We start from the raw sequence: 25,600 nt of genomic DNA, 5'->3' as shown, positions 1-25,600 counted from the left end.
AAGTGAACGATTTCGCCACGTCGCGGCCGAACCCGGCATCTCACGCCGCGCACCCGCCCCGCCTGGACCCCGCCCCGCGAACCCCCACCTCGGTGCCTTCGACCACACACGCCACGGGGACCGTACAGGGCACCTAGGATGGGACCCATGACTGCGACGACGACTGCGACGACCCACCGCCGTGTCCTGCTCGCCAACCCCCGGGGATACTGCGCCGGTGTCGACCGCGCGGTCATCACCGTGGAGAAGGCCCTGGAGCAGTACGGCGCACCGATCTACGTGCGCAAGCAGATCGTGCACAACACCCACGTGGTGCGCACGCTGGAGGAGCGCGGAGCGATCTTCGTCGAGGAGACGGAGGAGGTGCCCGAAGGCGCCATCGTCGTCTTCTCCGCCCACGGCGTGTCCCCGGCCGTCCACGAGCAGGCCGAGCGGCGCAGGCTCAAGACGATCGACGCCACCTGCCCGCTCGTGACCAAGGTCCACAAGGAGGCCAAGCGCTTCGCCTCCGAGGACCGGGACATCATCCTCATCGGCCACATCGGCCACGAGGAGGTCGAGGGGACCAGCGGCGAGGCCCCCGAGCACATCCAGATCGTGGAGAGCCCGGACGAGGTGGACAAGGTCCAGGTCCGGGACCCGAACAACGTCTCCTGGCTGTCGCAGACCACCCTGTCCGTCGACGAGACCACCCAGACCGTGGACGCGCTGCGCGACCGCTTCCCGAACCTGCTCGACCCGCCCAGCGACGACATCTGCTACGCCACCTCCAACCGCCAGGACGCCGTCAAGGCGATGGCCCCCGAGTGCGAGCTGGTCATCGTGGTCGGGTCCGACAACTCGTCGAACTCGGTCCGCCTGGTCGAGGTCGCCCTCGACGCCGGCGCCGACGCCGCCTACCTCATCGACAACGCCTCGCTCATGGACGACGCCTGGCTGGAGGGCGTGACGACGGTCGGTGTGACCAGTGGCGCGTCCGTGCCGGACATCCTGGTGCGCGAGCTGCTCGACAGGCTGGCGGGCCACGGCTACGGCACAGTGACCCCGGTGACCACCGCCGACGAGACCCTGACCTTCTCGCTCCCCAAGGAGCTGCGCCGCGACCTGCGCGCCGAGTAGGGGATCCGGACATGACGGTGGCCCCGCCGATCCGGCGGGGCCACCGTCATGTCCGGGGGGCGTGCGCCGGGGGTCGTGCCTACGCGTCCTCCGGCTCCGCCGACGCGGTCTCGTCCTCCGCGCCGTCCCCGGAGGCGCCCTCGGCGTCGCCCTGAGAGTCCGCCCCGGTGTCGGCGGTCCCGTCCGTCTCCAGCCCCTCGGCCAGGTGGGCGAGCTCGTCCAGGTCGGCGCTGCCCGCCACGACCAGGGTCACGTCCTCCTCGTACAGGACGAGCGCCCCCCAGTCCGCCGACTCGTGGTGGTCCCACTCGCGTCCGCCCACGACGACCGTGCCGACGTCCTCGGCGCCGCGGGCGTGCTCGTACACGACCGCCTCCGGGTCGGCGTCGCTCTGGATGAACCGGGCGTGGCTGTCGGCGGCGGTGGCGAAGCCGACGCTCCACTCGACGGGGCCCGTCACGTCGAGGGTCGAACTGGTCGGCGTCCACCCCTGCTCGGAAAGCCCCTCCGCCGGAAGGGTCACCGGGTAGTCGGCCGCCTCGCGCAGGACGTCGGCGTCCGGCCGGTAGTTCACCGACGGGATGTGCTCCCCGGAACGGGTGGAGACCACGAACGCCATCACCAGGAGGATGCCCACGACGATCCCCAGCGAGATGGCGTAGTTGACGAAGGTCGCGTTGGACCGGCTGTGCTCACTCATGACCCCATCAAGCTTGCCCCAGGTCCGGGAGCTCTCCGACCCGGGGTGGGTCTAGGACCCGTTTTTTGGAACGGTCACCTGAGGGGGTGTCGTTCGGGCGCCCGAACACGGTCCGAAGCGCGGCGGAGGACCCAAGAAACACTGCCCGGATCCCCGGGCCTCACCCGCGGTGTTCCGGCTCCAGTTTGGTGAGCAGCCGGGTGATGTCGTCGGCGAGCTGGCGCGCGTCCGCGTCGTCACGGCGCACCACCTCGGCGACGGCGAGCAGCATCGCGCCACTCACCACGATCAGCAGCGCCTCGTCCACCGGCTCGTCGGCCTTGCGGAACAGCGCCACGTTGCGGTCGGTCCACTGTGTGAGCCGGGCCCGCAGCTGGTAGTCGAAGCCGGGCGGGCCGTCACCGCTGAAGAACAGCCGCGCCGTGTCCCTCTCCTCGATACAGCCCAGGAGGTAGGCGCGCGCGGCGAGGTTCATCAGCCGTGTGGGATCGCTCTCACCCCGCGCGCGTGCGTCGACGACCGCCTGGTGGGTGCGTTCCTGCTGCCGCTGCTGGAACTCCTCGTACAGGGCGAGGTAGAGGTCCGCCTTGCCCGTGAAGTGGTGGTAGAGGCTGCCGACGCTGGCACCCGCGACGGCCACGACCTCGCTCACCCCCGCCTTCGCGAAGCCGACGGTGCGAAAGACCTGGGCCGCTGCCCTGAGCAGGGCGCTGCGGGTGGCGGCTCCACGGGGGGACACCCGCGTGGGCTTGTCCGTCTTGTCCACTGTCCTGCCCTCACTCCAGTCCGGATCCCGCCAGAGTAGACGGTACCGGCCACGCCGCGGGAGCGGCGGTCACGCCCAGCGCACCCACAGCAGTCGCGGATCACGTCGGGTGACTACCCTAAGGGGCAAAGCCCCGCCCCGATCCCTGACGGAAGGTGTCATCCCATGTCGCAGGCCAGCAGCTCGCCCGCGCCCTCCTCCACCCCGGACCGCAACCTGGCGCTCGAGCTCGTCCGCGTCACCGAGACCGCCGCCCTGGCCGCCGCCCGCTGGGTCGGCAAGGGCGACAAGATCGGTGCCGACGGCGCGGCCGTGCGCGGCATGCGGCACATGATCAGCACCGTGTCGATGAACGGGACCGTGGTCATCGGTGAGGGCGAGAAGGACGAGGCCCCCATGCTCTTCAACGGTGAGCGCGTCGGCGACGGCGGCGGCCAGGAGTGGGACGTCGCGGTCGACCCGATCGACGGCACCACCCTCACCGCCATGGGCATGCCCAACGCGATCGCCGTGATCGCGGCCAGCCCGCGCAACACCATGTTCGACCCGTCCGCGGTGTTCTACATGGAGAAGCTGGCCACCGGTCCCGAGGCCGCCGACGCCGTGGACATCGCCGCCCCGGTCGGTGACAACATCCGCGCTGTCGCCCGGGCCAAGGGCAAGGCCCCGCAGGACGTCACGGTGGTCATCCTGGACCGCCCCCGCCACAAGCAGATCGTCCAGGACGTGCGGGACGCGGGCGCGCGCATCAAGTTCATCCGCGACGGTGACGTGGCGGGCGCGATCATGGCGGCCCGCGCCGGAACCGGTGTGGACCTGCTGCTCGGCATCGGCGGCACCCCGGAGGGCATCATCACCGCCTGCGCGATGAAGTGCCTGGGCGGTGTCATCCAGGGCCGTCTCTGGCCGAAGGACGAACAGGAGCGCCAAAAGGCCCTGGACGCCGGTCACGACCTCGACCGCGTGCTGCTCACCGACGACCTCGTCTCCTCCGACGACGTGTTCTTCGCCGCCACCGGTATCACCGACGGCGAACTCGTCGGCGGGGTGCGCTACGAGGCCTCCCGCGTCATCACCGACTCGCTCGTCATGCGCGGTCGGAGTGGTACGGTCCGCCAGGTGCTCAGCGAGCACCGGTTGAGCAAGCTGTCGGCCTACAGCGGCGTGGACCTGACGTCCGCTCCCTGACGCCCGCCGCCCCGCCCACCGGCCCGCCCCACCCCAGGCGGGTCCCGCGGCCGTGTATCACCCGTCACACACCAAACACGAAGACGACGGAACCGTGACGGGGTGCGCGCGCATCTGATCCCTCAGTGCGGTCGCACAACGAGTTTCCCCTCATCGGAGGTCCGATGTCCTACCCCGAGCCCCCGCAGCAGCCCCAGTGGCAGCAGCACCAGCCTGGGCAGCCCGCGCAGGGCTTCCCGCCTCCCCAGGGGGGTGTGCCCGGCCAGCCCCCGTACCCGGGCGGCGGTATGCCCGCTGGTCCACCTCCGGGCGGCCCGCCGCCCGGAGGCCAGTACCCGGGCGGGAACTTCCCGGGCGGGCAGCTCCCGCCGTCGGGCGGCAGGCGGAACCGCTGGCTGATCCCGTCGGCCATCGCCGTCGCGGGGGTGGTCATGGCGAGCACGGTCTGGGCCACGGTCGCGCTGGTCGACTTCGGCGGGCCGCAGCCCGAGTCCGTCCTGCCCGCGAGCGCGGCGGCCTTCGCCAAGATCGACCTGTCCATCGACGGTTCCCAGGCGATCGAGCTGCTCCAGTTCGTCGACCGGCTCCCGGACGAGATCACCGAGGAGATGGGCGAGCCCGACGGCGACATGACCGAGACCTTCGCGGAGGGCTTCACCGAGGCCTTCCCCGACGCCCGGCAGAGCGAGGTGGAGGAGTGGATCGGTCAGCGGGCGGGTGTCGCCGTCTGGCCGTCGGACGTCAACGACCAGGGGGTGAACGGCGCGTTCGCGCTGGCGGTGACCGACGAGCGGCTGGCCGAGGAGACCTTCGCCGACCTGGACGAGGACGGCATGGCCTACGAGGTCGTGGACGGCTTCGTCCTCATCTCCGACTCGGGTGACAGCCTGGACGACCTCCAGGACCAGATGGAGGAGTTCGGTCCGCTGGAGCGCGACGGCGTGTTCTCCTCCGACATGTCCGACGTCCCCTCCGGCAGCCTGGCCGCGGCGTGGGCGGACGGCGGCGCGCTGATGGAGCTCGACGCGTTCGCCGAGGGGTACGCGGAAGGGTACGCCATGGGCTCCGGTGGCGCCGAGATCGAGGACCTGAGCGGCCGGATGACCGCGTCCGTGCGGGTGGACGGCGACTACCTGGAGGCGCGGACGGACTTCTTCGACTTCGAGTTCGAGCAGACCGACCTGTCGTGGCTGTCGGAGACCCCGGGGGCGGCCGTGGACGCCATGGGGACCCTGCCCGAGGACACGGTGATCGCGGTGGGCGCCGACGGTCTGGACCAGGCGCTGACCGAGGCCTACGAGAACGAACAGCTGCCGTTGAGCAGCGGTGAGCGCACCGAGATCGACCGTGAGTTCAACTCCCTGGGCGTGCCGTTGCCGGAGAGCTTCAGCGGCCTGCTCGGTTCCTCGACCGCGTTCGGTATCACCAGTATCGACCCGGACACCTTCTTCGGTTCTTCCTACGGGGCCAGCTCCGGCGACGACTTCGCGTTCGAGTACCGCGCCGTGGGCGGCGACGAGCAGGTGCTCGGCGACCTCATCGACGGGGCCTTCTCCGACGCCTACTCCACGCCGCCCGGTGTGAGCAGCGACGGTGACACCGTGCTGGTCTCGCGCGGTACCAGCGGGACGGGGGCGCTGGCCGACGACCCGGTGTTCCAGCAGACGATGCAGGACATGGACGACGCGGTCCTCGCCGGGTTCTTCGACCTGCGCCAGGTGGTGCCCGCGGAGGACGTCGCGAACCCCGACCAGTGGGGCGCGGTGGGTCTTGCCCTGAGCGTCACCGACGGAGGAAGCCGCAGCAGCCTCGAACTGCGGTGGTCGCCCAGCGCCGGGGAGTAGCCCCCGACCAGGAGGGCCGATCGGACGGCGCGGGAGGGAGCCCCTCCCACGCCGTCGGCGTTGCCGGGCACCGACGCGCCGCCCCTCACTCCCCTCCCCGCGGCCGCCCGGACGCGCGCCGACGGACCGGCCCACCGGCGGGAACGCGTGCCGACCCGGCCACGGACGCGTCCCGTCCGCCGTGTCTCAGCTGACGACGCGGCGCCGGAGCTGGCGTACGGCGAGCAACCAGATGAGCACGATGAACACCAGCATCACGGCGACGTGCACGAGCACGGCGCCCGGGGCGATGTCCCCGAACACCGCGCCCCGGATGAGTTCGACCGCGTGGTAGAGCGGGTTGGCCATGGCCCCCACCTGTACCCACGCGGGCAGCTCGGTGAGCGGGAAGAACGTCCCCGCCATGAGGAACAGCGGCGTGAACAGTCCGCTGAACACGTAGTCCATCGACCGCACCGACCTGATCACCGCCGAGATCCAGATCCCGAACAGGGCGAAGGCGAAGCCCGCGACGAAGGCGATGAGCGGCACGAACAACGCCCAGGGCCCCGGTCTGAGTCCGAAGCAGAGCGACACGAGCAACGGCACGCAGCCGTAGGTTCCGGAGCGCACCGCCAGCCACAGGGCCTCGCCGGTGACCACCTCGCGCACGTCCACGGGGGCGGCGAGGATCCCCTCGTAGGTGTGCTGGAACTTGCGTTTGATGAAGGTGTTGATGACCCCGGGCATCATCGACTGGAACATGACCGACACCGCCACGATGCCGGTGCCGAGGAAGTCGATGTAGTCGTATCCGGCGAGCGTCCCGACGAGGGCGCCCATACCGAAGCCGAAGGCGAGCAGGTACAGGGTGGGTTCGACCACGGCGGCGAAGGTGGTCGAGCTCCAGGACTCGCGGAAGAGGATCCACTCACGCGCGACGACGCCCATGACCGCGTCCACCTCGAACCGTCCGGGCCGCGCGTGCGTCTCCGGGCGCGCGTCCGCGCGGGTCTGTTCCAGGGTCATTCGAAGGTCTCTCCCGTCAGGGTCACGAACACGTCCTCCAGGTTGCTGACCCGGCGCTGGGGCTGGCCGAGCTGGTCGCGCAGCGAGTCGGGCAGCTCCTCAGCGCGCAGCACGGACAGGGTGGTGCCGGTGCGGCGGGTGGTGAAGCCCTGGTCGTGGATGAGGCGTTCGAGCGCGTCGACGCCCTCCGCGCCGGGCGTGTACTCCTCCACGATCGCCCCCGCGTACTTGGCCACCAGGTCCGCGGGGGTGCCGCGCTCAACCACCCTGCCGCTGGCCATGAGGGCGACCTCGTCGGAGAGGCGTTCGGCCTCCTCGATGTAGTGCGTGGACATCAGGACGGTGACGCCCTGGTCCCGCAGGGCGGAGATGACGCCCCACAGGTCCTGGCGCACCTGGGGGTCGAGGCCGACGGTGGGCTCGTCCATGAGGACGAGTTCGGGCCGGTGCAAGAGGGCGCGGACGATGAGCAGCCGGCGGCGCATCCCCCCGGACAGGTCGTCGACCCGGGTGTCGCCCCGGCCGACGAGCTGGGCCAGGCGCAGGGCGCGGGCGATGGACTCCGCCCGGTGCCGGCGCGGGACCCGGTACAGATAGCTGAACATCCGCAGGTTCTGCTCGACGGTGAGTTCCTCGTCGAGGTTGTCGTGCTGGGGGACGACGCCCATGCGGGCGCGGGCCCACTTGGACTCGGCCGGGATCTCGTGGCCGAGGATGCGGATCTCGCCCCCGTCGGCCAGGCTCTGGGCGGTGAGCATCCGCATGGTGGTGGACTTGCCCGCTCCGTTGGGGCCGAGGAGTCCGAGGACGACGCCCTGGGGGACCTCCAGGTCCAGGCCGTCCACGGCGGTGAGGGAACCGAAGCGTTTGACGACCCCGCGCAGGAGCAGGGCGGGCACGGCCGGGGCGTCCCGGCCGCTCATGGCGGCGCTTCCGGGCACCCGGCGACCGGGGAGTGATGTGCTCATGGGGCAACCGTAGGCATCGGCGGGCACCGATATCCAGCGCTTTCCACCGCCTGTGGACAACCCCGTCCGGACCTCCGGACCGCCCGGACGCCGACCGGCGGCGCACGCCGCCGGAGAAAATCCGTTGCCGCGGCCGGCCGGGGATCCTACGATCGTCCCCTGGTGATGACGACGACCCCGCGGGCCGCGACCCGACGGGATGACGAGGAACGGTGAGTATGGCCCGGACCGCGCCGAGCGCGCCTCACACACGTACGGGCGGCCCGACTCCCCGACCCCGTTCGGCTGTCTGACCGGGCCCGACCCCGCCGTCGAGAACCGCTCGGCGCTCCTCCTGCTGATGTTCCGAACCGTCCAGCAAGGAGTTCCCGGGTGTCCACCACCGAACCCGATTCCACCCTCAGCGCCTCCGCGTTCACCTGTGTGCGCTGCGGCCTCACCGTGTCCGCCCTCGATCCCGACGGCGGTCCGCGCGACCACTGTCCGAGCTGCCTGAGCTCCAGGCACGTCGTCGACCAGACGGACGGCGGCGCCTCCCCCTGCGGCGGGCGCATGGCGCCGATCTCGATCGCGGTCCCGCGCGGCGGCGCGTGGCTGCTCGTCCACCGGTGCACGTTGTGCGATGAGATGTCCGAGAGCACCGTCTCCACGGACGACAACCACCTCGTGCTCATGCGGATCGCCGTACGTCCGCTCGCCGACCCGCCCTTCCCGCTCGACCTGTTCGGGGAGGTGTGACCGTGGGTCGACGCAACTCCACCCACGGGCGCCGTCCGCAACGGCGCAAGTCCGTGACGCACGCGCACGGCGAGTCCGGCCGGGCCGGGGCGTTCCGCTGCGCGGGGTGCGGACTCCAGGTCCCGGTCGACGCCCCGGGCACCGCGCACCGCAACCACTGCCCGCACTGCCTGACCAGTCTGCACGTGGACGGACGGGTCCCCGGCGACCGCCGTGCCGACTGCCGGGGGCGGATGGCCGCGCTGAGCCTGGCCACGCGGCCGGACGGGGAGTGGCTGCTCGTCCACCGCTGCGTCCGTTGCGGGGATCTCAGCGCCAACCGCGTGGCGGGGGACGACAACGCCCGCGCCCTGGTCCGGCTCGCGGTCCGTCCCCTGGCGGACGGATCCGTTCCGCGACGGGCCCTCCTCCACCTGTAGGGAGTGTGTGACGGACGCGCGTGTCCCGCCCCCGTCCGCCGGGCCGCCCACGGGGCGGGCCCGGCGGGCGGGGTCCCGCCCGGTGTCCGGCTCATCTACGCTGGGGCGGTGTGAGTGAGGAAGTGTCCCCCGCCCGGCTCCGTGCCTCCGACCGCGACCGGGAGCGGGTCCTGAGGGTGCTGCGCGACGCCGCCGTCGACGGGCGCCTCGACCTGGAGGAGTTCGAGGAGCGCAGCGGGCGCGCCCAGGAGGCGCGGACCCTCGGTGAGCTCCCCGGACTGACCGCCGACCTCCTCCCCGCCGACCAGCAGCCCGTCCGCCTGGAGCCCCAGCCCGCCCTCGCCCTGTTCGGCACGCTCAGCCGCCGCGGCCGCTGGGTGGCGGTCCCCGGTGAGCATGTGGCCGCCCTCGCCGGACACGTCGACGTGGACATGCGCGAGGCCCTGCTGCTGCGCAACCACCACCGGATGACGGTGACCGCCGTCCTGGGCCGCGTCGAGATCGACGTCCCCGAGGGCGTCGAGGTGCGCGTGCGCGGCTGGTCCTTCCTCGGCCGACGCACGACGACGGCCCGCCCCTCCCCCCTGTCCCACCCTCCCGTCCTGGAGATCGACGGCTTCAGCCTGCTGGGCTCCGTCCGGGTGCGGGCCCCGAGGCGGCGTCGGCTCCTGGGGTGGCGGCGACGCCCGCCCCGGCGTGGAATCGGCGCCTGAGTCCGGCGCGGATCCCGGCATGACGCGCGCAACACCGTCAACTCAGGGTGAGTGGCCGGCCCAGGTCGCGCGTCTGGCAGGCTGTGACTCACAGATTTTCCCAGGAGGGATGGGTTGCAATGAGTGAGTTCCGCGTCGAGCACGACTCGATGGGTGAGGTCAGGGTTCCCGCCAAGGCCAAGTGGCGGGCCCAGACGCAGCGCGCGGTCGAGAACTTCCCGATCTCGGGCCAGGGCCTGGAGGGCGCCCACATCGCCGCGCTCGGTCAGATCAAGGCCGCCGCCGCCAAGGTCAACGCGGAGCTCGGCGTCATCAGCGACGACTTCGGCAAGGCCATCCGCGACGCGGCCCTGGAGGTCGCCGAGGGCGCGTGGAACGGCGAGTTCCCGATCGACGTGTTCCAGACGGGGTCCGGTACCTCCAGCAACATGAACACCAACGAGGTCGTGGCCACGCTCGCCAAGGAGCGCACCGGCCTGGACGTGCACCCCAACGACCACGTCAACGCCTCGCAGTCCTCCAACGACGTCTTCCCGTCCTCCATCCACATCGCCGCCACCTCGGCCGTCCAGAACGACCTGATCCCGGCGCTGCGGCACCTGGAGGGGGAGCTCACCCGCAAGTCGGTCGAGTTCGCGTCCGTCGTCAAGAGCGGCCGCACCCACCTCATGGACGCCACCCCGGTCACCCTGGGCCAGGAGTTCGCCGGATTCGCCGCCCAGGTGCGCTACGGCGTCGAGCGCCTGGAGGCCGTCCTGCCGCGTGTGGCCGAGCTGCCCCTGGGCGGCACCGCCGTCGGTACCGGCATCAACACCCCGGACGGGTTCGCCGCGCGCGTCATCGCCGAGATCGCCGCGAACACCGGCCTCCCGCTGACCGAGGCCCGCGACCACTTCGAGGCGCAGGGCGCCCGGGACGGGCTGGTCGAGCTGTCCGGCCAGCTGCGGACGATCGCCGTGGCCTACTGCAAGATCGCCAACGACATCCGCTGGATGGGCTCGGGTCCGACCACCGGTCTGTCCGAGATCCGCCTCCCCGACCTGCAGCCGGGTTCGTCGATCATGCCGGGCAAGGTCAACCCGGTCCTGTGCGAGGCCATGCTCCAGGTCTCCTCGCAGGTCGTCGGAAACGACGCGGCGGTGGCGTTCGGCGGCGCGAGCGGCAACTTCGAGCTCAACGTCCAGCTGCCGATGATCGCCCGCAACGTGCTGGAGTCGATCCGCCTGCTGGCCAACGTCTCGCGTGTGTTCGCGGACCGCTGCGTCGCGGGGATCGAGGCCGACGAGGGGCAGTGCCGCACCTACGCGGAGTCCTCCCCCTCGATCGTCACCCCGCTCAACCGCTACATCGGCTACGAGGAGGCCGCGAAGGTCGCCAAGCAGTCGCTGGCCGAGCGCAAGACCATCCGCCAGGTGGTCATCGAGCGCGGCTACGTCGAGGACGGCAAGCTCACCGAGGAGCAGCTCGACTCCGCCCTCGACGTCCTGAAGATGACCAACGCGCCCCAGTAGCCACGGGGTCTCGGCGGAGGGGCGCCCCACTTCGGTGGGGCTCCCCTCCTCCCGGGGTCAGGAGCGCCGTACCGGGCGTGGTTCCCTCCCCTCCCCAGGAACCTTTTCGCTCCGGGTGCCATCCGACATTCGTGTCAGACCACCCGCACTGAGCCCGCCGAGAGGGCGATACATGTCGAGCAACAGCGACCGTGAGCGCATCGTCGCGGACCGATACGTCCTCCGCCGTGAACTCGGCCGCGGCGGGATGGGCGTCGTCTGGGAGGCCTTCGACCCGTCCCTGGACCGTGTCGTCGCCATCAAACAGGTGCTCCTCCCCGACCACTTCACCGAGTCGGAGCGTAAGGACGCGCACGCGCGGGTCCGCCGCGAGGCCCAGTCCGCGGCACGGGTCCGCCACTCCACCGTGATCACCATCCACGACGTGTTGGTCTTCGAGGGTGACCCGTGGGTGGTCATGGAGCTCGTCGAGGGCGGGTCACTGGCGGACCTGCTCGCCGAGCGCGGCCCGTTGGACACGGACACCGTGGCGACGATCGCCGAGTCGCTCCTCCAGGCGGTGCGGGCGGCCGACGAGGCCGGAGTCCTGCACCGCGACATCAAGCCCGGCAACATCATGATGGCCGCGGACGGCCGGGTCCTGCTCACGGACTTCGGTATCGCCACGATGGAGGGCGGACCGAGCATCACCCGTACCGGGGCCCTCATCGGCTCGCCCGAGTACATGCCGCCGGAGCGCCTGGAGGGCGGCCCCGCCGAGCACCGGGGCGACCTGTGGAGCATCGGCGTGACCCTGTTCGCCGCGGTGGAGGGCGCCTCGCCGTTCCGCCGTGACAGCATCACGGCCGCGATCGCCGCGGTGATCTCCGCGCCACTTCCGCCGATGACGCGCGCCGGGTGGCTGGAGCCGGTCATCTCCGGGCTCCTGGAGAGGGACCCGAAGCGGCGGCTGAGCGCGGACGAGGCCCTGGCCCTGCTGCGCGACCGCGGCGCCGGGGGTACCGGTGCGCGGCCCTCGGGAGCGGTCGGTGGTGGCGCCGGGACCGCCGCGACCCCTGGTACGGGTCCGGCTCCGGCTGTCGGTCCGGGTGCGGCCGTGCCCGGACCGGCGGGCCACCCCAGCGGCGCCCACCCGGGCTTCGGTGCCGGAGCCCACCACCACGCGCCCAGCGGCGGGTACCCGGTACCCGACACCGGCCCCCGTCCCACGGGACCGTACACGGGTCCACCGCAGCACGGCCACGGCCCGACGACACCCTTCCCGGGCCACGGGCCCGCCCCGCACGGCCCCGGCTACCCGCCACGCCCCCCGCACGGGCCCGCTCCCGGCGGCACGACGAGCCCCGTCCACTCGGGCACCGGTCCCGTCCACTCGGGCGGGTACGGCGGCGGCCGCCGCTCAGGGACGGGCTCGACGGGCAAACTGTTGATCGGCCTGGGCGCGGTGGGCGTGGCCGTGGTGCTCGTCGCGGTGGTCGCGGCCGCCCTCGTCGTCCGTTCCGGCGAACAGCCCACCGATGATCCGTCGGTGGTCGCCGAGCCTCCGGCGACCAGCGCGCCCACAAGCGAGAGCGAGGACGACGGTGGCGACGGCTATCCGCCCTCCTACGACGACCTGACGGCCTACCGCTCCCAGTGGTTCACCGTGGACTATCCGTCCGGGTGGGCGGTCCACGACGACGAGATCGACGAGGGCCGGGTGTTCTTCGTCGCCCCCGGCAACGACCAGCAGGTCCAGGTGGCCGCGTGGACGGAGCAGGTCTACGACCGCGGCAGCGCGGAGTTCCTGGAGGAGACCGACGGCGGGACGAGCGTCGTGGAGGGCGACGTCACGACGAACTACCGGCAGCTGGGCCTGGAGGAGGTCGACAGCGACGACTTCCCCGACTCCTGGAACGAGGACTGGGACGTCGCGCGGGTGGCGGCGGACTTCACCAACGAGCAGTGGGCCACCACGGAACGGCGGTTCTGGCGGGTCGCGATCAGCTTCGAGGACGAGGACCAGCGGATCTTCTACCTCGTGAGCGTCAACGTCCCGCAGGACGACGCCGACTTCTACCAGGACCTTCCCGGCGACGTCGTCGAGACCTTCGTCCCGTCACCGCGGTGACCCGGGGCCGCGCGGACGCCGGGCTCCACGGCCCGCGTCCGCGCGGGGAACGGCGGTCAGTACCAGCCGTTGGCCTGGGAGTGGGCCCAGGCCTCGCACGGGGTGCCGTAGGTGCCCTTGATGTAGTCGATGCCCCACGCGATCTGGGTGGCGGGGTTGGTCCGCCAGTCGCCGCCGTGGCTGGCCATCCTGTCACCGGGATAGGCCTGGGGGATGCCGTAGGCGCCGGAACTCGGGTTCTGCGCCGTGTGGTTCCAGTTGCTCTCCTTCTCCCAGAGGGGTTCGAGGCAGCCGCTGAACTCGCTCTGCGCCCAGCCCTCGGCCAGGACCATCTCGAGCGCGATGGACTTCGGGTCGCCCGTGAACGCGGGGGCGTCGGCCGATCCCTCCTCGTCCTCGTCCTCCTCCGGCTCCTCGACGATGTCGCTCCCCTGGGCCTGGGCGGTGCGTACGCCCGCGCCGAGAACGGTGTCGCGCTCCTGCTCGGCCTGGGCTCGCCGGACCTGGAGCTCCTCGTCGGTCAGTTCCTCGGAGGTGAAGAAGTCGTCCTCCGCGTCGGTGTCGACGGCGGGCGCCTCCTCGACGTTGGCGGTGCTGGCGGCCGAGTCGGGCTCGACGTCGTCGTCGGCGAAGGCGACGACGGTGAAGGTCGCACCAGCGACGAGGGCCGCCGCACCGACGGCCGCACCGATCCGCAGCGACATTCGGTTGAGTACCACGGTTGCCTTTCCCAAGAGGGGGTGTCCGGCAGGGAGATCCCTGGTGGAACGGGTGGTCGCCTGCACAGGTGGCGTGATCGCGCACGTTCGCGGGGGCGCGTACGGCCTCGGGGGCGCGTACGGTGCGCGGCGGGGAAGGAGGAGGACTCCGTTCGACCCGCCGCGGCGAGGGGTCCCGCTCGGGGCGGGGACGCGCTGTGCAGCGGATTCAGCCTGCACTACCGTCACGGTAAAGTGACTCCACTTTTACTGTGCCTTGGGTCACATCACGGAATGTGTCGCATTTGTGGCGCTCTGACCTGCAAAGAAACACGAAGAGTCAACCGAGGGTCAATCCGGCAAGATTGCGGGAGTCTCTCCCGGGCCGCTCCGGAGCAGCGGTGTCAGGCCCGGAGCGACCGCCTGAGTACCCGTACGGATGCCGTCGGGGCACGATCGGACGAGGATGGCGGCATGAACCAGCAAGGACCTCCACCGCACGACGCGGCCTCCGAGCCGCGGTGCCCGGACTGTCGCGCCCCGTTGGGCGACCGCCCCCGCGACTGCGCGCGGTGCGGGATCCTGCTCGTGGGCGCCACCGCCGAACGCCTGTGGCTGATCGACACCGAACTGTCCGCCCTCGCCGGCCGGGAACGCGCGCTGCACGCCGAACGCGCCGCCGTCCTGCACGCGCTGCGCCAGGAGTCGCACCACGCCGCGCCGCAGGCCGCTCCGCCCGTCGCACCCGCGGGTCCCGACGGGGCCGACCGACTCACCCCCGCCCAGGTGCCCGGTACCGCGCGGGGCTCGCGGACCTCCCCCGAGGAGGTCGTCGTGTCCGTGCCGTTCGACGCCTCCGGCCTCGGCCCCGCACCCCAAGGTCCACCACCGTCCCCTCCGGCGGTGGACCGCGTGGGAGAGGTCACCCGCCGCTCGGCGCAGAACGTCATCCTCGGCCTCGGCGGACTGCTCGTGGGCGTCGCGGCCCTGGTGTTCGCCATCTGGACGTGGAGCGACATGGGCACCGGCACCCGCGCGGCCGTGCTCGTCACGACCACGCTGCTGTTCGCCGGGGTCGCCCACCCCCTGTACCGGCGCGGGCTGCGCGCGAGCGCCGAGACGTTCGCTGCCCTGGCGGCGGGGCTGCTCGGCGTCGACGCCCTCGCCCTGTTCCTGCTGTCGGACGGCCTCACCAACGCCCCGGGGTACGCGGCGGTCTCCCTCTCCGTGATCGGCGCCCTGATGGCGCTGTACCCCCTGGCCGTCCCGCTGGCCGGGCCACGCGTCATCGCGGTCCTGCTCGCCCAGCCGGTGGCCTTCTTGGCTGTCCTGGCCGCACCGGGTGATGTTCGCTGGTCGTGGCTGCTGCCCGCCGTCGCCGCCACCGCCCTCGCCGACCTCCTCGTCGCCCACCGGCTCGGGGCCCCGCGCCCGGAGCGCCCCGTACGGACGCTGCGCGCGTGCTCCCTGGTCCTGTGGGTCGGCGCCGCCGGTGTGTCCGGCCTCGTCCTCTTCGGCGGCGACACGGGCACCGGCCCGGAGCGCTGGTGGGCCGTCGCCGTGAGCCTCCTCCTGGTCGGGGTGACCGGCCTGCTGTTCGCCCGGCGCCCCCTGCCCGGCCTCGGCGTGCCGCCCCGCGTGTTCTCCGGCGCCGCCCTCACGGCCCTGGGCGCGGTACCGCTGGCCGCCGGCCCCACCTCCCTGCCCGCCCTGCCCCGGGTCCCGGCGACACCGTGGTCAGCCGGGAACGGAGCCGTCACGACCCCGATCACCGCGCTACTGGGGACCCCCGTACCGGAGGCGCCGTCCCCGCTCGGTCTGGCCTACCTGGTCGCCGTCCTCCTCGGCTCCGGTCTGGTCGTGGGGGTGACCGCCCTGCTCCTGCCCCGCCTCACCCTGCCCTCCGCCGCCATGGCGGCCCCCGCCGCCCTGCTGGCGGTCCCGCCGCTTCTGGGGCTCCCCTCCGTCGCCGCGGCCGTCTGGGCGGTCCTGGGCGGCGCGGCGCTCGTTCTCAGCGCGTCGCTGCCGCGCTCGGGCCACCTGGGCTGGGTCCCCGCGACCACGGGCACCCTCACCGTGATCACGGGCGTGTGCTGGTCGCTGCCGACGGTCCACGGCACCGTGGCGACGGTCCTGCTGGTGGCGACGACCGCGTTCGTCGTCGTCCTGCTCCGGGCCCGGACGGGTGTCGGCCGGCCGGACGGGCCCGCCCGCCCGCTGTACGTGGCCGGCGCCGTGCTGTGGGTACTCGCGCTGTTCGTGGGCGGCGCGCTGCTGGCCTGGTCGCGCGCGACGGGGACGATGACCGAACCGCTGGGCTGGCTGCTCGCCGCCCTCGTGCTCACCTCCGCGGCGACCGCCCTGCTGTTCGGACGGCTGCCGAACCCCTTCGCCGGGCCCGGGCGGGACGACTCCGTTCTCCCGTCGCTGGTCACCGTCACCGGACTGCTCCTGCTGCCGGTCGCCCCGCTGCTGACCGGCCCCGAGAACTCCCCCGTCCTCCCCGACCCCTCCCGCCCCCGCCCGCCGTGGTCGGCGCCCGTGTCGGCGCTGCTCGAACCGGCGCACACGGTGCTGGGGCTCCCGGCCCAGGAGAGCGCCGCCGCGGCCGTCGGGACCGCCCTCGGCGTCATCGCGACGGGCGCGCTGGTCGTCGGGGTCGCCCGTCTCGTCGACCGCCGATGGACCGCCGCGGCCCTCGCGCTCGCCGCGCCCACCGCGCTCGTGCCGCCGCCGGTGATCCTCGGACTGCCCTACGCCGTGGCCGTCGCGTGGACGGCGCTGCTCGGAGCCGTGCTCACCCTGGGCACGTCCCGGATCGCGGGCGGCTCCGGCTGGGTACCCGGGATCACCGGCACCCTCACCCTCCTGCTCGGGTTGCTGTGGGCGCTTCCGGAGCGGCACGCGACCCTGTTCGTGGTCGTGATGGTGGCCGCCGCCGCCCTGGCCAACGCCCTGACGCTGCCCCGAGCCTCCTCCCCGAACCGGCGCGACCGCGCGCCCAGGGTTCTGTGGACGGCGCTGTCGCTGGGAGCGCTGGCCGCCGTGGTCGGCGCGGTCTGCCTGACCGCGGTGGTGGCCGTCGGGGCCGGACCCGCCCCCCGGTGGCTGCTCGCCGCGGCCGCGCTCCTGGTCGGGGCGGCGATGATGGTGGTCGGCCACCGCCCGCCACCCGCCACCGCCCAGGGGTCGCTCCACGCGAGAGCGGGACGCCCTCAACCGACGCCCGCGACGTTCAGCCTGATCGGACTGGCCGCGCTCACGGTCGTGCCCCTGCTCGCGGGGCCGCACGGCGCGCCGGTGCTGGCCGGGTTCGCGCGGGTCCCCTTCCTCACCTCCGTCTCCCCGGAGGCCCTGCTCCGGCCCGCGTACGAGGTCCTCGGCCTCCCGGCCCAACCGGACACGGGCACGGCCCTGGCCGTGGCGTTCGGACTCGTCCTCTCCGGCGCGCTCGCCGTGGGTGCGGTCCTCCTCCTCGCGCGGAGGTGGACGACGCACGCCGTCGCACTCGTGACACCGTCCGCCCTCGCCCCCGTCCCGGTGGTGCTCGGCGCGCCGTTCGCCGTGGCACTCGTCTGGACCCTCGCGGTGGGGGCCGCCCTGACCGCGGGTTCGGCGCTGTCGAGGGATCGTCGGGTCGCCTGGGTGCCCGGCGCCTCGGGACTGTTCACCCTGCTGCTGGGGCTGGCCTGGTCCCTGCCCGAGCGGTACGCTCTCACCGCCGCCCTCATGGCCGTCGCGGTGGTGTGGGCGATCGCCGCCGCGCTGGCCAGGACCACGGTCGTGGCGGTGGCCGCCACCTCGGCGGCCACGACCGCGACCGGGGCGTTCGCGCTGGCACTGCCGCTGGCGCTGGGCGCACCCGTGGAGTACGCCGCGCTCGCGCCCATCGCCCTGGCGGCGGCGGTGGCGTCGGTCGCTCCCCGGTTTCGGAGCCCCCTGTTGGAGGCGGCGGAGGTCCCCGCCGCGCTGTGGGCCGTGCTCGCGGTGATCGTGACGAGCGCCGCCGGAGTACGCGGAGAGGTGATCGGCCTCGCCCTGGCGATCGTGGGTGTCATCGCGCTGGCCAGCGCCGTCCGCCCGCGCCGCCGATGGTTGGCCGTGGTCGGCGGGGCGCTCATGCTCGCCGCGCTGTGGACCGTGCTGGGGGCCTGGCGTGTGACCGCCCCTGAGGCGTACACGATCGTCCCGGCGGTCGCCGCGCTGGTCGTGGGATGGGAGTGGAGCCGCCGGGCTGTCCCTCCGCCCTCCAGCTGGGCGGCGTACGGGGGCGGACTGGCCCTGCTGCTCCTGCCGTCCGTGGTGATGCTGCTCGCCGACTCCGGCATGCTCTGGCGGGTTCCCGCAGTGCTCGCGGTGGGCCTGGCCGTCGCGGTGTGGGGGCTCCGGGCGCGGCTCCGGGCCGCGTTGGCCCTGGGGTCGGCGGCCCTGCTGCTGTCCTCGCTGCGGGCCTTCGGTCCGCCGCTGTGGGACCTCACCGTACTGCTGCCCAACTGGGTGCCGTTCGCCGTCGTCGGCGCGGTCCTGCTCGTGGTGGGTGCGCGCTACGAGGCCAACCTGGCCCGGCTGCGCCGCCTGGGGGCGCTGGTGTCCGGAATGCGCTGAGCTGTGTTCGTTTGGGCCTCCGCTCCGCTTCGGCCCGGGTTCGAGCGCCCTCCAGGCAGGGATTCTTCATCCTCGTCCTCGCCTGACGCTCGTTCCTCGCTCGCGGCTCAACTCGTCTTGCAGAACCCCGCCGACACCCGAACGGCGTTCGTTTTGGGCCTCCGCTCCGCTTCGGCCCGGGTTCGAGCGCCCTCCAGGCAGGGATTCTTCATCGGCGATGGATACCGGGCGGCCGCGTATCCGGCCGCCCGGGGAGGAGGCCGCGCGCGGCCTCCTCCGGGCCGCGCGCGGTCCGCGTCAGTTCTCCAGCATCTCCGTGACCAGGGCGGCGATCGGGGACCGCTCGGACCGGTTCAGGGTGACGTGCGCGAACAGGGGGTGCCCCTTGAGCTTCTCGATCACCGCGACCACACCGTCGTGGCGGCCCACCCGCAGGTTGTCGCGCTGGGCGATGTCGTGGGTGAGCACCACCCGCGAGTTCTCACCCAGTCGGGAGAGCACGGTGAGCAGAACGCCGCGTTCCAGGGACTGGGCCTCGTCCACGATCACGAACGCGTCGTGCAGTGACCGGCCCCGGATGTGCGTGAGCGGGAGCACCTCCAGCATCCCCCGGTCCACGACCTCCTCGATGACGTCCTCGCTGGTCACCGCGGACAGGGTGTCGTGCACCGCCTGCCCCCACGGGTTCATCTTGTCGTTCTCGCTCCCGGGCAGGTAGCCCAGCTCCTGGCCGCCGACCGCGTAGAGCGGTCGGAACACCATCACCTTGCGGTGCTGGCGGCGCTCCAGGACCGACTCCAGCCCCGCGCACAGCGCCAGGGCCGACTTGCCCGTGCCCGCGCGCCCGCCCAGCGAGACGATGCCGACCTCCGGGTCCGTGAGCAGGTCCAGGGCGATCCGCTGCTCCGCGCTGCGGCCGTGCAGACCGAACACGTCGCGGTCGCCGCGCACCAGCCGCACCGACTTGTCGGGGCGCACGCGGCCCAGGGCCTTGCCCCGCTCGGACACGAGCACCAGACCCGTGTGGCACGGGAGGTCGCGGGCCTCCTCGATCTCACTGCCGCCGCCGTCGAACAGCTCCCCGATCCGGTGGGCGGGCACGTCCAGCTCGGCCATCCCCGTCCACCCGTGTTCGATGGCGAGCTCGGCCCGGTACTCATCGGCCGCCAGACCGATCGAGGAGGCCTTGATCCGCATCGGCAGATCCTTGCTCACCAGCACGACGTCGCCCTCGGCCCCCTTACCCGTCCCGTCCTCGTGGACGTACGGCGAGAGCTGGAGGTTGCGCGCCACGGTCAGGATCCGGGTGTCGTTGTCGCCGAGCCGGAAGCCCGCCGGAAGGACCTCCGGGTCACTGTGGTTGAGCTCGACACGGAGCGTCCCGCCCAGCTCGTTCACCGGCACGGGGACGTCCAGCCGACCGTTGGCGACCCGCAGGTCGTCCAGGAGGCGCAGCGCCTGACGCGCGAAGTACCCGAGTTCCGGGTGGTGTCGCTTGCTCTCCAGCTCGGTGATCACCACCACGGGGATGACGACCTCGTGCTCGGCGAAGCGGGTGACCGCCATCGGGTCGGCGAGCAGGACGCTGGTGTCGAGCACGTACACGCGCGTGCCCTCCGTCACCTCCGGGTGGGGGGTGGTGGGGGACTGGGTGTCACGGCGATCGGTCGAGGAACTAGCCACTCGTTCTCCCCTTGGGCACCGCGAGGGCGCCCTACTGTCACGGGATCATGGAGGACCGGGACCTGGCCCCTGAGGGCCGGGTCCGGCCCTCCTCGTTGACGTTCCGCTGTGACGGAGGAGATCAATGAGCCGGGGCCTCCCGAACGGGTGGACGAACACCACCCGTCTGATCCGACGCTACGTGCCCACCGGCCCGTTTTCCAGAGCCCCGGCCCGACAGGCGGTGAACACCGCGTTAAGGGAGTCCGCCGCGACGGGCGGAGGGGATGGGGGTCAGGAGCCGAAGCGACGGTTGCGCGCGCCGTACGAGCGCAGTGCACGAAGGAAGTCGACCCTGCGGAAAGCAGGCCAGTGGACCTCGCAGAAGTAGAACTCCGAGTGCACGCTCTGCCACAGCATGAAACCGGACAGGCGCTGTTCCCCCGACGTGCGGATGAGCAGGTCGGGGTCTGGCTGACCGCGCGTGTAGAGATGCCGTGCGATGTCTTCGATGTCCAGGCGCTCGGCCAGCTCCTGGATACCGGTGCCCTTGGTCGCCTCCTCCTGGAGGAGGGACCGAACCGCGTCGGCGATCTCACGTCTACCCCCATACCCGACGGCGACGTTGACAACCAGGCCTGGATTGCCCGATGTGGCCGATTCTGCCTCTTTCAGGGCCCGGGCGGTGGTGTCGGGCAGGACGTCGAGGGCGCCGACGGGCCGCGTGTTCCACCCTTCGGCGCGCAGCCGGCCGACGGTGGCCTCGATGATGCGCAGGAGCGGCTGGAGCTCGGAGTCGTCGCGGGTCAGGTTGTCGGTGGACAGCATCCAGATGGTGACCACCTGTACGCCCAGCTCGTCGCACCAGCGCAGCAGCTCGAAGATCTTGTCCGCACCAGCCCGGTGCCCGTCCTCCAGGGCCTGCTTGCCGCTGCTCCGGGCCCAGCGCCGGTTCCCGTCCAGCACCACACCGACGTGGCGCGGCATCTCCTGGCTGGTCAGGTGACGTTCGAGACGTCGCTCGTACAACCAGTACAGGGGGTCACGAAGCCCCATGGGCGATACCTCTCAGAGCTGGAGCAGGAACGGCGCGCACCGGAGCGGCGACCGGGAAGGGATATGTCCCCAGAGTAGTTCGCCGACGGAAGCTACGTCACAGCCAGGGACTTGCGCACGTGCTTGCGTCCCTGGTGGATACGCGACTTGACCGTGCCCAACGCCAGGTTGAGCTCGGAGGCGATCTCGTTGTAGTCCATCTGGCACAGGTCGCGCAGGACCAGGGGGGCCACGAGGTTCGGGCGGTCCTTCTCCAGCTGGTCGAGGGCCTCCAGCAGGTCGATGCGGGAGCCGGCGATGACGCTGGTGGTGCGGGGGTCGCTCTGGTGGGGCATGCGCTCGGCCTCGGTGGGGAACTCGGCCGAACGGCGCTTCATGGAGCGGTAGGTCTGGCGGGCGGAGTTGGACACCACCGTGTACAGCCAGGTGGTGAAGAGGGAGTCGCCCTTGAAGCTGTCGATCTTGCGGGCCACCCGCAGCAGCGCGTCCTGGCACGCCTCCTCGGCGTCCTGGCGGTAGGGCAGGAAGCGGGAGCAGCGGCGCAGCACCTCGGGCTGGATACGGCGGAGGAGTTCGTCCAGGGCCACGGCGTCACCGCCCTTGGCCCGTCGCGCGAGGTCCTCCAGCTCCTCGTCGACGTTGCTCGCCACCCGGCGCCGGGGCGCGGGCTTCTCTTCGTGGTCTGGGCGGTCACTACTGGCCATAGTCGGTCTCTCCCTGAATCGCACCCCTCGGTGCACACGTCCCCCGTCGGAGTCCAGTGGTTTTCCACGTCCCGCAGCGCTCGGAGGTATCCGGAGTGGGGATCATATCCGTGGAAGGCGGCACGGGGGTCTGGATGGTGTATTAGTGGGCAACGACCGCGTATCCACCCCCGAAACACCGAGGCGGACATGAGCCAACCGGAGGCCTTCGGACGTTACCGCGTCATCCGGCGCCTGGGTTCCGGCTCCTTCGCGACCGTCTGGTTGGCACAGGACGATCTACTCAACTATCCGGTGGCCATCAAGGTACTCGCCGAGAACTGGGCACACCAGATGGATATCCAGCACCGGTTCCTGGAGGAGGCGCGCATCCTGCGCCAGACCGACTCCACCTGGCTGATCGCGGTGCACGACGTCGACGTGCTGCCCGACGGACGCCCCTACATGGTCATGACCTACGCCGACCAAGGGAGCGTGGCCGACCTCGTTCGCCGAGGTCAGCTGCCCCTCGACGAGGCGCTGCGACTGCTGACCGAGATCGGCCAGGGCATCACCGTGCTGCACAACCACGGCACGATCCACCGTGACATCAAGCCGTCCAACGTGCTGCTCCAGTCGTCACCGGTGGGACAGAGGGTGCTGGTGGCGGACCTGGGGTTCGCGAAGTCGATCGACGAGGCGTCGGGGTTCACCGCGGCGGCGGGGACCCCCGGGTACATGTCGCCCGAGCAGAGCATCCCCGGCGGTGACCTGGACGTTCGCTCGGACGTGTACTCGCTGGGCGCGGTCGCCTACGAACTCATCACCGGTCGGCCGCCGTCGCGACCTCCGGTACGGATCGCACCTGGCCGGATCCGGCCAGGACTGCCCCCAGCGCTCGACGAACTCATTCTGTCGGCACTTTCGGTGGACCGGGAAAGCCGTCCAGGGGACGCCAAAACCTTCACCGACCGGGTCCGGGCGATCCGTATGGCCCCCGATCTGCCCACCGCCGACCCGTGGTGGCGCCGCTACCGGATGCCCTGGCACAAGGTGGGCGGCCTGGTGGTCGCACTCGCCGTGATGACCATGGGCGTCACCGCCTCCGTCGGCCACCCCGGGATGGACCTGAAGCTCGTCAGGTCCAACGACCACTCGCTGGAGATGCGCGTCCCCCTGGTCTGGATCGACGAGTTCGACACCGACCTGGAGGCCCGGCCCGTGACGGTGAACGCGGGCGCGGAGCCCGGTCTGCTCTTCGCGACCGACGCCGAGAACTGGCGCTCCACCGACCAGCCGTCCTACGGGGTCTACGCGACGGTCATGCCGGGGGTCCAGCCCCTGAGCTCGATCACCGACACCGAGCCGTGCCCGGGCGCCCCCACCGAACGCCTCATCGACGACGGCATGTGGGAGGGCAGCGCGTGGGACTGGCCGGACTGCAACGACAACGGGTCCTTCACCATCGCGGCCGTCCACGAGTCCGGCGTGCCCAAGACCGTCTACCTGGAGATCCGGCAGCCCGACTACCGGCCCGACCTCGTGGACAAGATCATCGGCGCGGTCACCCTCCGCTAGACGGTGTTCCTTGGGGCCTCCGTCTCGCTCCGGCCCGTGTTCGAGCGCCCGCAGGAGCAGGGATGCTTCTCCCCCTTCGTCGCCCTCCACCGCCCTCAACGGACGCCTACGGCGCGGCCCTGGCCTCTTGGAACCCTGCCGACGCCCGAACGACACCCCCTCGGGTGACCGTTCCGAGGAAAGGCCCTAGCCCTCCAGCTGCCGCCTCAGCTCCTCCGGTGAGGTGACGGGCAGTTTGCACGTGAAGCCCTCGCACACGTACGCGGTGGCCCGGCCGCCGATCGGCGCACGCCCCCGAAGCAGCGGCACTCCCCCGTCGTCCCGGCCGTCTCCGCGCGAGAACACCGTTCCCAGGGGAGCCCAGCGCAGCGCCGTGCGCGCCAACTCGTCGGCCGCGGGGTCACCGGGATCGCCGACGACCGCGACCGCCCGGGGGCCACTCAGGACGGCCTCGCCCGTGGTCAGACCCCAGCCCGCGAACCGGGCCGCCTTCTCCGCCAGGAGGGTCACCGGGGACAGCGCGCCCTCGGCGGCGGTCCGGTGCCGTTCCGAACCGGTGAGCGCCGCATACGTCAGCAACGCCGAGGCGGCGGCCGACCACCCCGAGGGAGCGGCGTTGTCGGTGGGGTCCTGGGGACGGCTGAACAGGCGCTCGGCGTCGTCGGCGGTGTCGAAGAACCCGCCCTCCCCGTCACCGAAGCGGTCCAGGACGGTGTCCAGCAGACGCCCGGCCTCGTGCACGTAGCGGGCCTCGCCCGTCACACCGTGCAGGGCCAGCAGGCCCTCGGCCATGTCCGCGTAGTCCTCCAGCACGCCCGCGCTGGTCCCGACCCGTCCGTCGCGCGAGGTGCGCATCAGACGGCCATCGCGGACGTGGACGTCCAGGACCAGGTCGGCCGCGGTCCGGGCGGCCTCCACGAGGTCGGGGCGCTCCAGCAGGGTCCCCGCCTCGGCCAGGGCGGCGACGGCCAGGCCGTTCCACGCGGCCACCACCTTGTCGTCCCGGCCGGGGGCCACACGGTCCTCCCGCGCACGCAGCAGGGCCGCGCGGACGCGTTCGTGGCGCCAGACGTCGGCCGGGGGCCGGGGGAGCTGAAGGACCGAGGTCCCGCGTTCGAAGGTGCCCTCCTCGGTGACCCCGAACACGCGCGCGGCGAACTCGGCGTCCTCCTGATCGAGGACCTCGCGCAGTTGGGCGGGCGTCCACACGTAATAGGTGCCCTCCTCCCCCTCGCTGTCGGCGTCCAGCGACGAGGCGAAGCCGCCCTCGGGGGTGCGCAGGTCGCGGAGCATCCAGTCGGCGGTCTCCTCGGCGACCCGGCGCAGGAGGGCGTGGTCGCCGCTCTCCGCGGGGCCGGAGCCGGGCGGGCGGCGGCTCATCCTCGTGTAGGCGCGCAGCAGGAGGGCGTTGTCGTAGAGCATCTTCTCGAAGTGGGGCACCACCCACTCCCGGTCGACCGAGTACCGGGCGAAGCCGCCGCCGAGCTGGTCGTAGATGCCTCCGCGCGCCATCGCCACGGCCGTGCCCCCCGCCATGAGCCCGGCGGGGGTGGGTTCCTGGGCGGACTGGAACGGCAGGGTGCGCTCGTGCTGCGCGGTGAGGAACGACAGCAGCATCGACGGCGGGAACTTGGGCGCCGCGCCGAAACCGCCGTTGGCGTGGTCGTAGTCGCGGATGAGCGCCTGCACCGCCAGGTCCAGGGTCTCCCGGGCGGGCGGGGGCGCGGCGGCCAGCGTGCGCGGCCCGCTGAGCGCGGTCACCACACGTTCGCCCTGGTGGAGGAGTTCGTCGCGCTTGTCGCGCCAGGCGGTGGCCACACCCTCCAGGAGCCGCTGGAAGTGGTCGCGCGGGAAGTAGGTCCCACAGTAGAACGGCGCGCCGTCGGGGGTGGCGAACACGGTCATCGGCCACCCGCCCTGGCCCGTCATGGCCTGGGTCGCCTCCATGTAGACCGCGTCGACGTCGGGGCGCTCCTCACGGTCCACCTTGATATTGACGAACAGAGCGTTCATCCGTTCGGCGGTCGCCGGGTCCTCGAAGGACTCGTGGGCCATCACGTGGCACCAGTGGCAGGCGGCGTAACCAACGGAGACGAGCACGGGCACGTCACGACGGCGCGCCTCGGCGAACGCCTCCTCACCCCAGGGGTACCACTCCACGGGGTTGTCGGCGTGTTGCAGGAGGTACGGGCTGGTCGCGTCGCTCAGGCGGTTGGACATACCCCCACTCTGCC

At 72.2% G+C, this 25,600-nt stretch carries 19 protein-coding genes; 10 read left to right on the top strand and 9 right to left on the bottom strand.

What is annotated here, in order from left to right; genetic code table 11:
• The first annotated feature begins 147 nt into the window (after positions 1-147).
• Positions 148-1,119 (top strand): 4-hydroxy-3-methylbut-2-enyl diphosphate reductase, encoded by a 972-nt coding sequence (locus KIK06_RS27915; protein ID WP_268645687.1) that lies wholly within the window; start codon positions 148-150, stop codon positions 1,117-1,119.
• Positions 1,120-1,198: 79 nt separating this feature from the next.
• On the opposite strand, the gene KIK06_RS27910 is transcribed toward KIK06_RS27915, so the two are convergent.
• Positions 1,199-1,819, bottom strand: coding sequence for a DUF4245 domain-containing protein (locus tag KIK06_RS27910; RefSeq protein ID WP_268645686.1), 621 nt, complete (start codon positions 1,817-1,819; stop codon positions 1,199-1,201).
• Between the two features lie 160 nt (positions 1,820-1,979).
• Positions 1,980-2,585 carry a TetR/AcrR family transcriptional regulator gene (locus tag KIK06_RS27905; protein ID WP_017598091.1) on the bottom strand — a complete coding sequence of 202 codons (606 nt, stop codon included), beginning with the start codon at positions 2,583-2,585 and terminating at the stop codon, positions 1,980-1,982.
• A gap of 165 nt (positions 2,586-2,750) precedes the next feature.
• Here KIK06_RS27905 and glpX point away from each other — a divergent pair, with 165 nt between their 5' ends.
• Positions 2,751-3,773 carry a class II fructose-bisphosphatase gene (gene glpX, locus KIK06_RS27900; RefSeq protein ID WP_017598090.1) on the top strand — a complete coding sequence of 341 codons (1,023 nt, stop codon included), beginning with the start codon at positions 2,751-2,753 and terminating at the stop codon, positions 3,771-3,773.
• A 164-nt stretch (positions 3,774-3,937) separates the two neighbouring features.
• On the top strand, positions 3,938-5,617 hold the full coding sequence (locus tag KIK06_RS27895; protein WP_268645685.1) for a hypothetical protein: 1,680 nt from the start codon (positions 3,938-3,940) through the stop codon (positions 5,615-5,617).
• Positions 5,618-5,803: 186 nt separating this feature from the next.
• Here KIK06_RS27895 and KIK06_RS27890 read toward each other — a convergent pair whose 3' ends face one another.
• Positions 5,804-6,625: an ABC transporter permease gene (locus KIK06_RS27890; RefSeq protein WP_017598088.1), complete on the bottom strand. Its 822-nt coding sequence runs from the start codon at positions 6,623-6,625 to the stop codon at positions 5,804-5,806.
• Positions 6,622-7,548 (bottom strand): ABC transporter ATP-binding protein, encoded by a 927-nt coding sequence (locus KIK06_RS27885; RefSeq protein WP_268646232.1) that lies wholly within the window; start codon positions 7,546-7,548, stop codon positions 6,622-6,624. Before KIK06_RS27885 ends, KIK06_RS27890 begins: the two co-directional genes overlap by 4 nt.
• Before the next feature lie 417 nt (positions 7,549-7,965).
• Between KIK06_RS27885 and KIK06_RS27880 the strand changes: the two genes are divergently transcribed.
• The 5 genes from KIK06_RS27880 to KIK06_RS27860 all read left to right on the top strand — a co-directional run bounded on the left by KIK06_RS27880 (position 7,966) and on the right by KIK06_RS27860 (position 13,084).
• Positions 7,966-8,331, top strand: a complete 366-nt coding sequence (locus KIK06_RS27880; protein WP_268645684.1) for an RNHCP domain-containing protein — start codon at positions 7,966-7,968, stop codon at positions 8,329-8,331.
• On the top strand, positions 8,328-8,750 hold the full coding sequence (locus tag KIK06_RS27875; RefSeq protein WP_268645683.1) for an RNHCP domain-containing protein: 423 nt from the start codon (positions 8,328-8,330) through the stop codon (positions 8,748-8,750). The genes KIK06_RS27880 and KIK06_RS27875 overlap by 4 nt, the downstream gene beginning before the upstream one ends.
• Positions 8,751-8,872: 122 nt before the next feature.
• Complete coding sequence (locus KIK06_RS27870; protein WP_017598084.1) at positions 8,873-9,463, top strand: DUF1707 SHOCT-like domain-containing protein; 591 nt, start codon at positions 8,873-8,875, stop codon at positions 9,461-9,463.
• A gap of 119 nt (positions 9,464-9,582) precedes the next feature.
• Complete coding sequence (locus tag KIK06_RS27865) at positions 9,583-10,974, top strand: class II fumarate hydratase (protein ID WP_268645682.1); 1,392 nt, start codon at positions 9,583-9,585, stop codon at positions 10,972-10,974.
• A gap of 172 nt (positions 10,975-11,146) precedes the next feature.
• Positions 11,147-13,084: a serine/threonine-protein kinase gene (locus KIK06_RS27860; RefSeq protein ID WP_268645681.1), complete on the top strand. Its 1,938-nt coding sequence runs from the start codon at positions 11,147-11,149 to the stop codon at positions 13,082-13,084.
• Between the two features lie 56 nt (positions 13,085-13,140).
• Here KIK06_RS27860 and KIK06_RS27855 read toward each other — a convergent pair whose 3' ends face one another.
• Complete coding sequence (locus KIK06_RS27855) at positions 13,141-13,788, bottom strand: lytic transglycosylase domain-containing protein (RefSeq protein ID WP_268646230.1); 648 nt, start codon at positions 13,786-13,788, stop codon at positions 13,141-13,143.
• 468 nt (positions 13,789-14,256) lie between these two features.
• Between KIK06_RS27855 and KIK06_RS27850 the strand changes: the two genes are divergently transcribed.
• Positions 14,257-18,387 carry an SCO7613 C-terminal domain-containing membrane protein gene (locus tag KIK06_RS27850; RefSeq protein WP_268645680.1) on the top strand — a complete coding sequence of 1,377 codons (4,131 nt, stop codon included), beginning with the start codon at positions 14,257-14,259 and terminating at the stop codon, positions 18,385-18,387.
• Between the two features lie 297 nt (positions 18,388-18,684).
• Here KIK06_RS27850 and KIK06_RS27845 read toward each other — a convergent pair whose 3' ends face one another.
• The 3 genes from KIK06_RS27845 to KIK06_RS27835 all read right to left on the bottom strand — a co-directional run bounded on the left by KIK06_RS27845 (position 18,685) and on the right by KIK06_RS27835 (position 21,809).
• Complete coding sequence (locus KIK06_RS27845) at positions 18,685-20,070, bottom strand: PhoH family protein (protein WP_268645679.1); 1,386 nt, start codon at positions 20,068-20,070, stop codon at positions 18,685-18,687.
• A 273-nt stretch (positions 20,071-20,343) separates the two neighbouring features.
• A complete protein-coding gene (locus KIK06_RS27840) occupies positions 20,344-21,105 on the bottom strand; it encodes an isoprenyl transferase (protein WP_017598077.1) in 762 nt (253 codons plus the stop codon).
• 92 nt (positions 21,106-21,197) lie between these two features.
• Positions 21,198-21,809, bottom strand: coding sequence for an RNA polymerase sigma factor (locus KIK06_RS27835; protein WP_051059123.1), 612 nt, complete (start codon positions 21,807-21,809; stop codon positions 21,198-21,200).
• A 189-nt stretch (positions 21,810-21,998) separates the two neighbouring features.
• Between KIK06_RS27835 and KIK06_RS27830 the strand changes: the two genes are divergently transcribed.
• Positions 21,999-23,366, top strand: coding sequence for a serine/threonine-protein kinase (locus KIK06_RS27830; RefSeq protein WP_268645678.1), 1,368 nt, complete (start codon positions 21,999-22,001; stop codon positions 23,364-23,366).
• A 186-nt stretch (positions 23,367-23,552) separates the two neighbouring features.
• Here the strand turns inward: KIK06_RS27830 and KIK06_RS27825 are convergent, their stop codons facing one another.
• The gene (locus KIK06_RS27825) at positions 23,553-25,586 is read right to left on the bottom strand and encodes a thioredoxin domain-containing protein (RefSeq protein WP_017598074.1); all 2,034 of its coding nucleotides are present in this window, start codon (positions 25,584-25,586) and stop codon (positions 23,553-23,555) included.
• Positions 25,587-25,600 lie beyond the last annotated feature (14 nt).

The sequence above is a fragment of the Nocardiopsis sp. EMB25 genome (genome assembly GCF_026797795.1).
Lineage (GTDB): Bacteria > Actinomycetota > Actinomycetes > Streptosporangiales > Streptosporangiaceae > Nocardiopsis > Nocardiopsis lucentensis.
Note: the sequence above shows the minus strand (reverse complement) of the source record. Positions and strands in the feature narration are given on the sequence as shown.

Bases quoted from the DNA above. Each gene is read 5' to 3' on its own strand.
- KIK06_RS27915 (WP_268645687.1), top strand. From the start codon at position 148: ATGACTGCGACGACGACTGCGACGACCCACCGCCGTGTCCTGCTCGCC.
- KIK06_RS27910 (WP_268645686.1), bottom strand. From the start codon at position 1,819: ATGAGTGAGCACAGCCGGTCCAACGCGACCTTCGTCAACTACGCCATC.
- glpX (WP_017598090.1), top strand. From the start codon at position 2,751: ATGTCGCAGGCCAGCAGCTCGCCCGCGCCCTCCTCCACCCCGGACCGC.
- KIK06_RS27895 (WP_268645685.1), top strand. From the start codon at position 3,938: ATGTCCTACCCCGAGCCCCCGCAGCAGCCCCAGTGGCAGCAGCACCAG.
- KIK06_RS27890 (WP_017598088.1), bottom strand. From the start codon at position 6,625: ATGACCCTGGAACAGACCCGCGCGGACGCGCGCCCGGAGACGCACGCG.
- KIK06_RS27885 (WP_268646232.1), bottom strand. From the start codon at position 7,548: ATGAGCGGCCGGGACGCCCCGGCCGTGCCCGCCCTGCTCCTGCGCGGG.
- KIK06_RS27865 (WP_268645682.1), top strand. From the start codon at position 9,583: ATGAGTGAGTTCCGCGTCGAGCACGACTCGATGGGTGAGGTCAGGGTT.
- KIK06_RS27860 (WP_268645681.1), top strand. From the start codon at position 11,147: ATGTCGAGCAACAGCGACCGTGAGCGCATCGTCGCGGACCGATACGTC.
- KIK06_RS27855 (WP_268646230.1), bottom strand. From the start codon at position 13,788: ATGTCGCTGCGGATCGGTGCGGCCGTCGGTGCGGCGGCCCTCGTCGCT.
- KIK06_RS27850 (WP_268645680.1), top strand. From the start codon at position 14,257: ATGAACCAGCAAGGACCTCCACCGCACGACGCGGCCTCCGAGCCGCGG.
- KIK06_RS27840 (WP_017598077.1), bottom strand. From the start codon at position 21,105: ATGGGGCTTCGTGACCCCCTGTACTGGTTGTACGAGCGACGTCTCGAA.
- KIK06_RS27835 (WP_051059123.1), bottom strand. From the start codon at position 21,809: ATGGCCAGTAGTGACCGCCCAGACCACGAAGAGAAGCCCGCGCCCCGG.
- KIK06_RS27830 (WP_268645678.1), top strand. From the start codon at position 21,999: ATGAGCCAACCGGAGGCCTTCGGACGTTACCGCGTCATCCGGCGCCTG.
- KIK06_RS27825 (WP_017598074.1), bottom strand. From the start codon at position 25,586: ATGTCCAACCGCCTGAGCGACGCGACCAGCCCGTACCTCCTGCAACAC.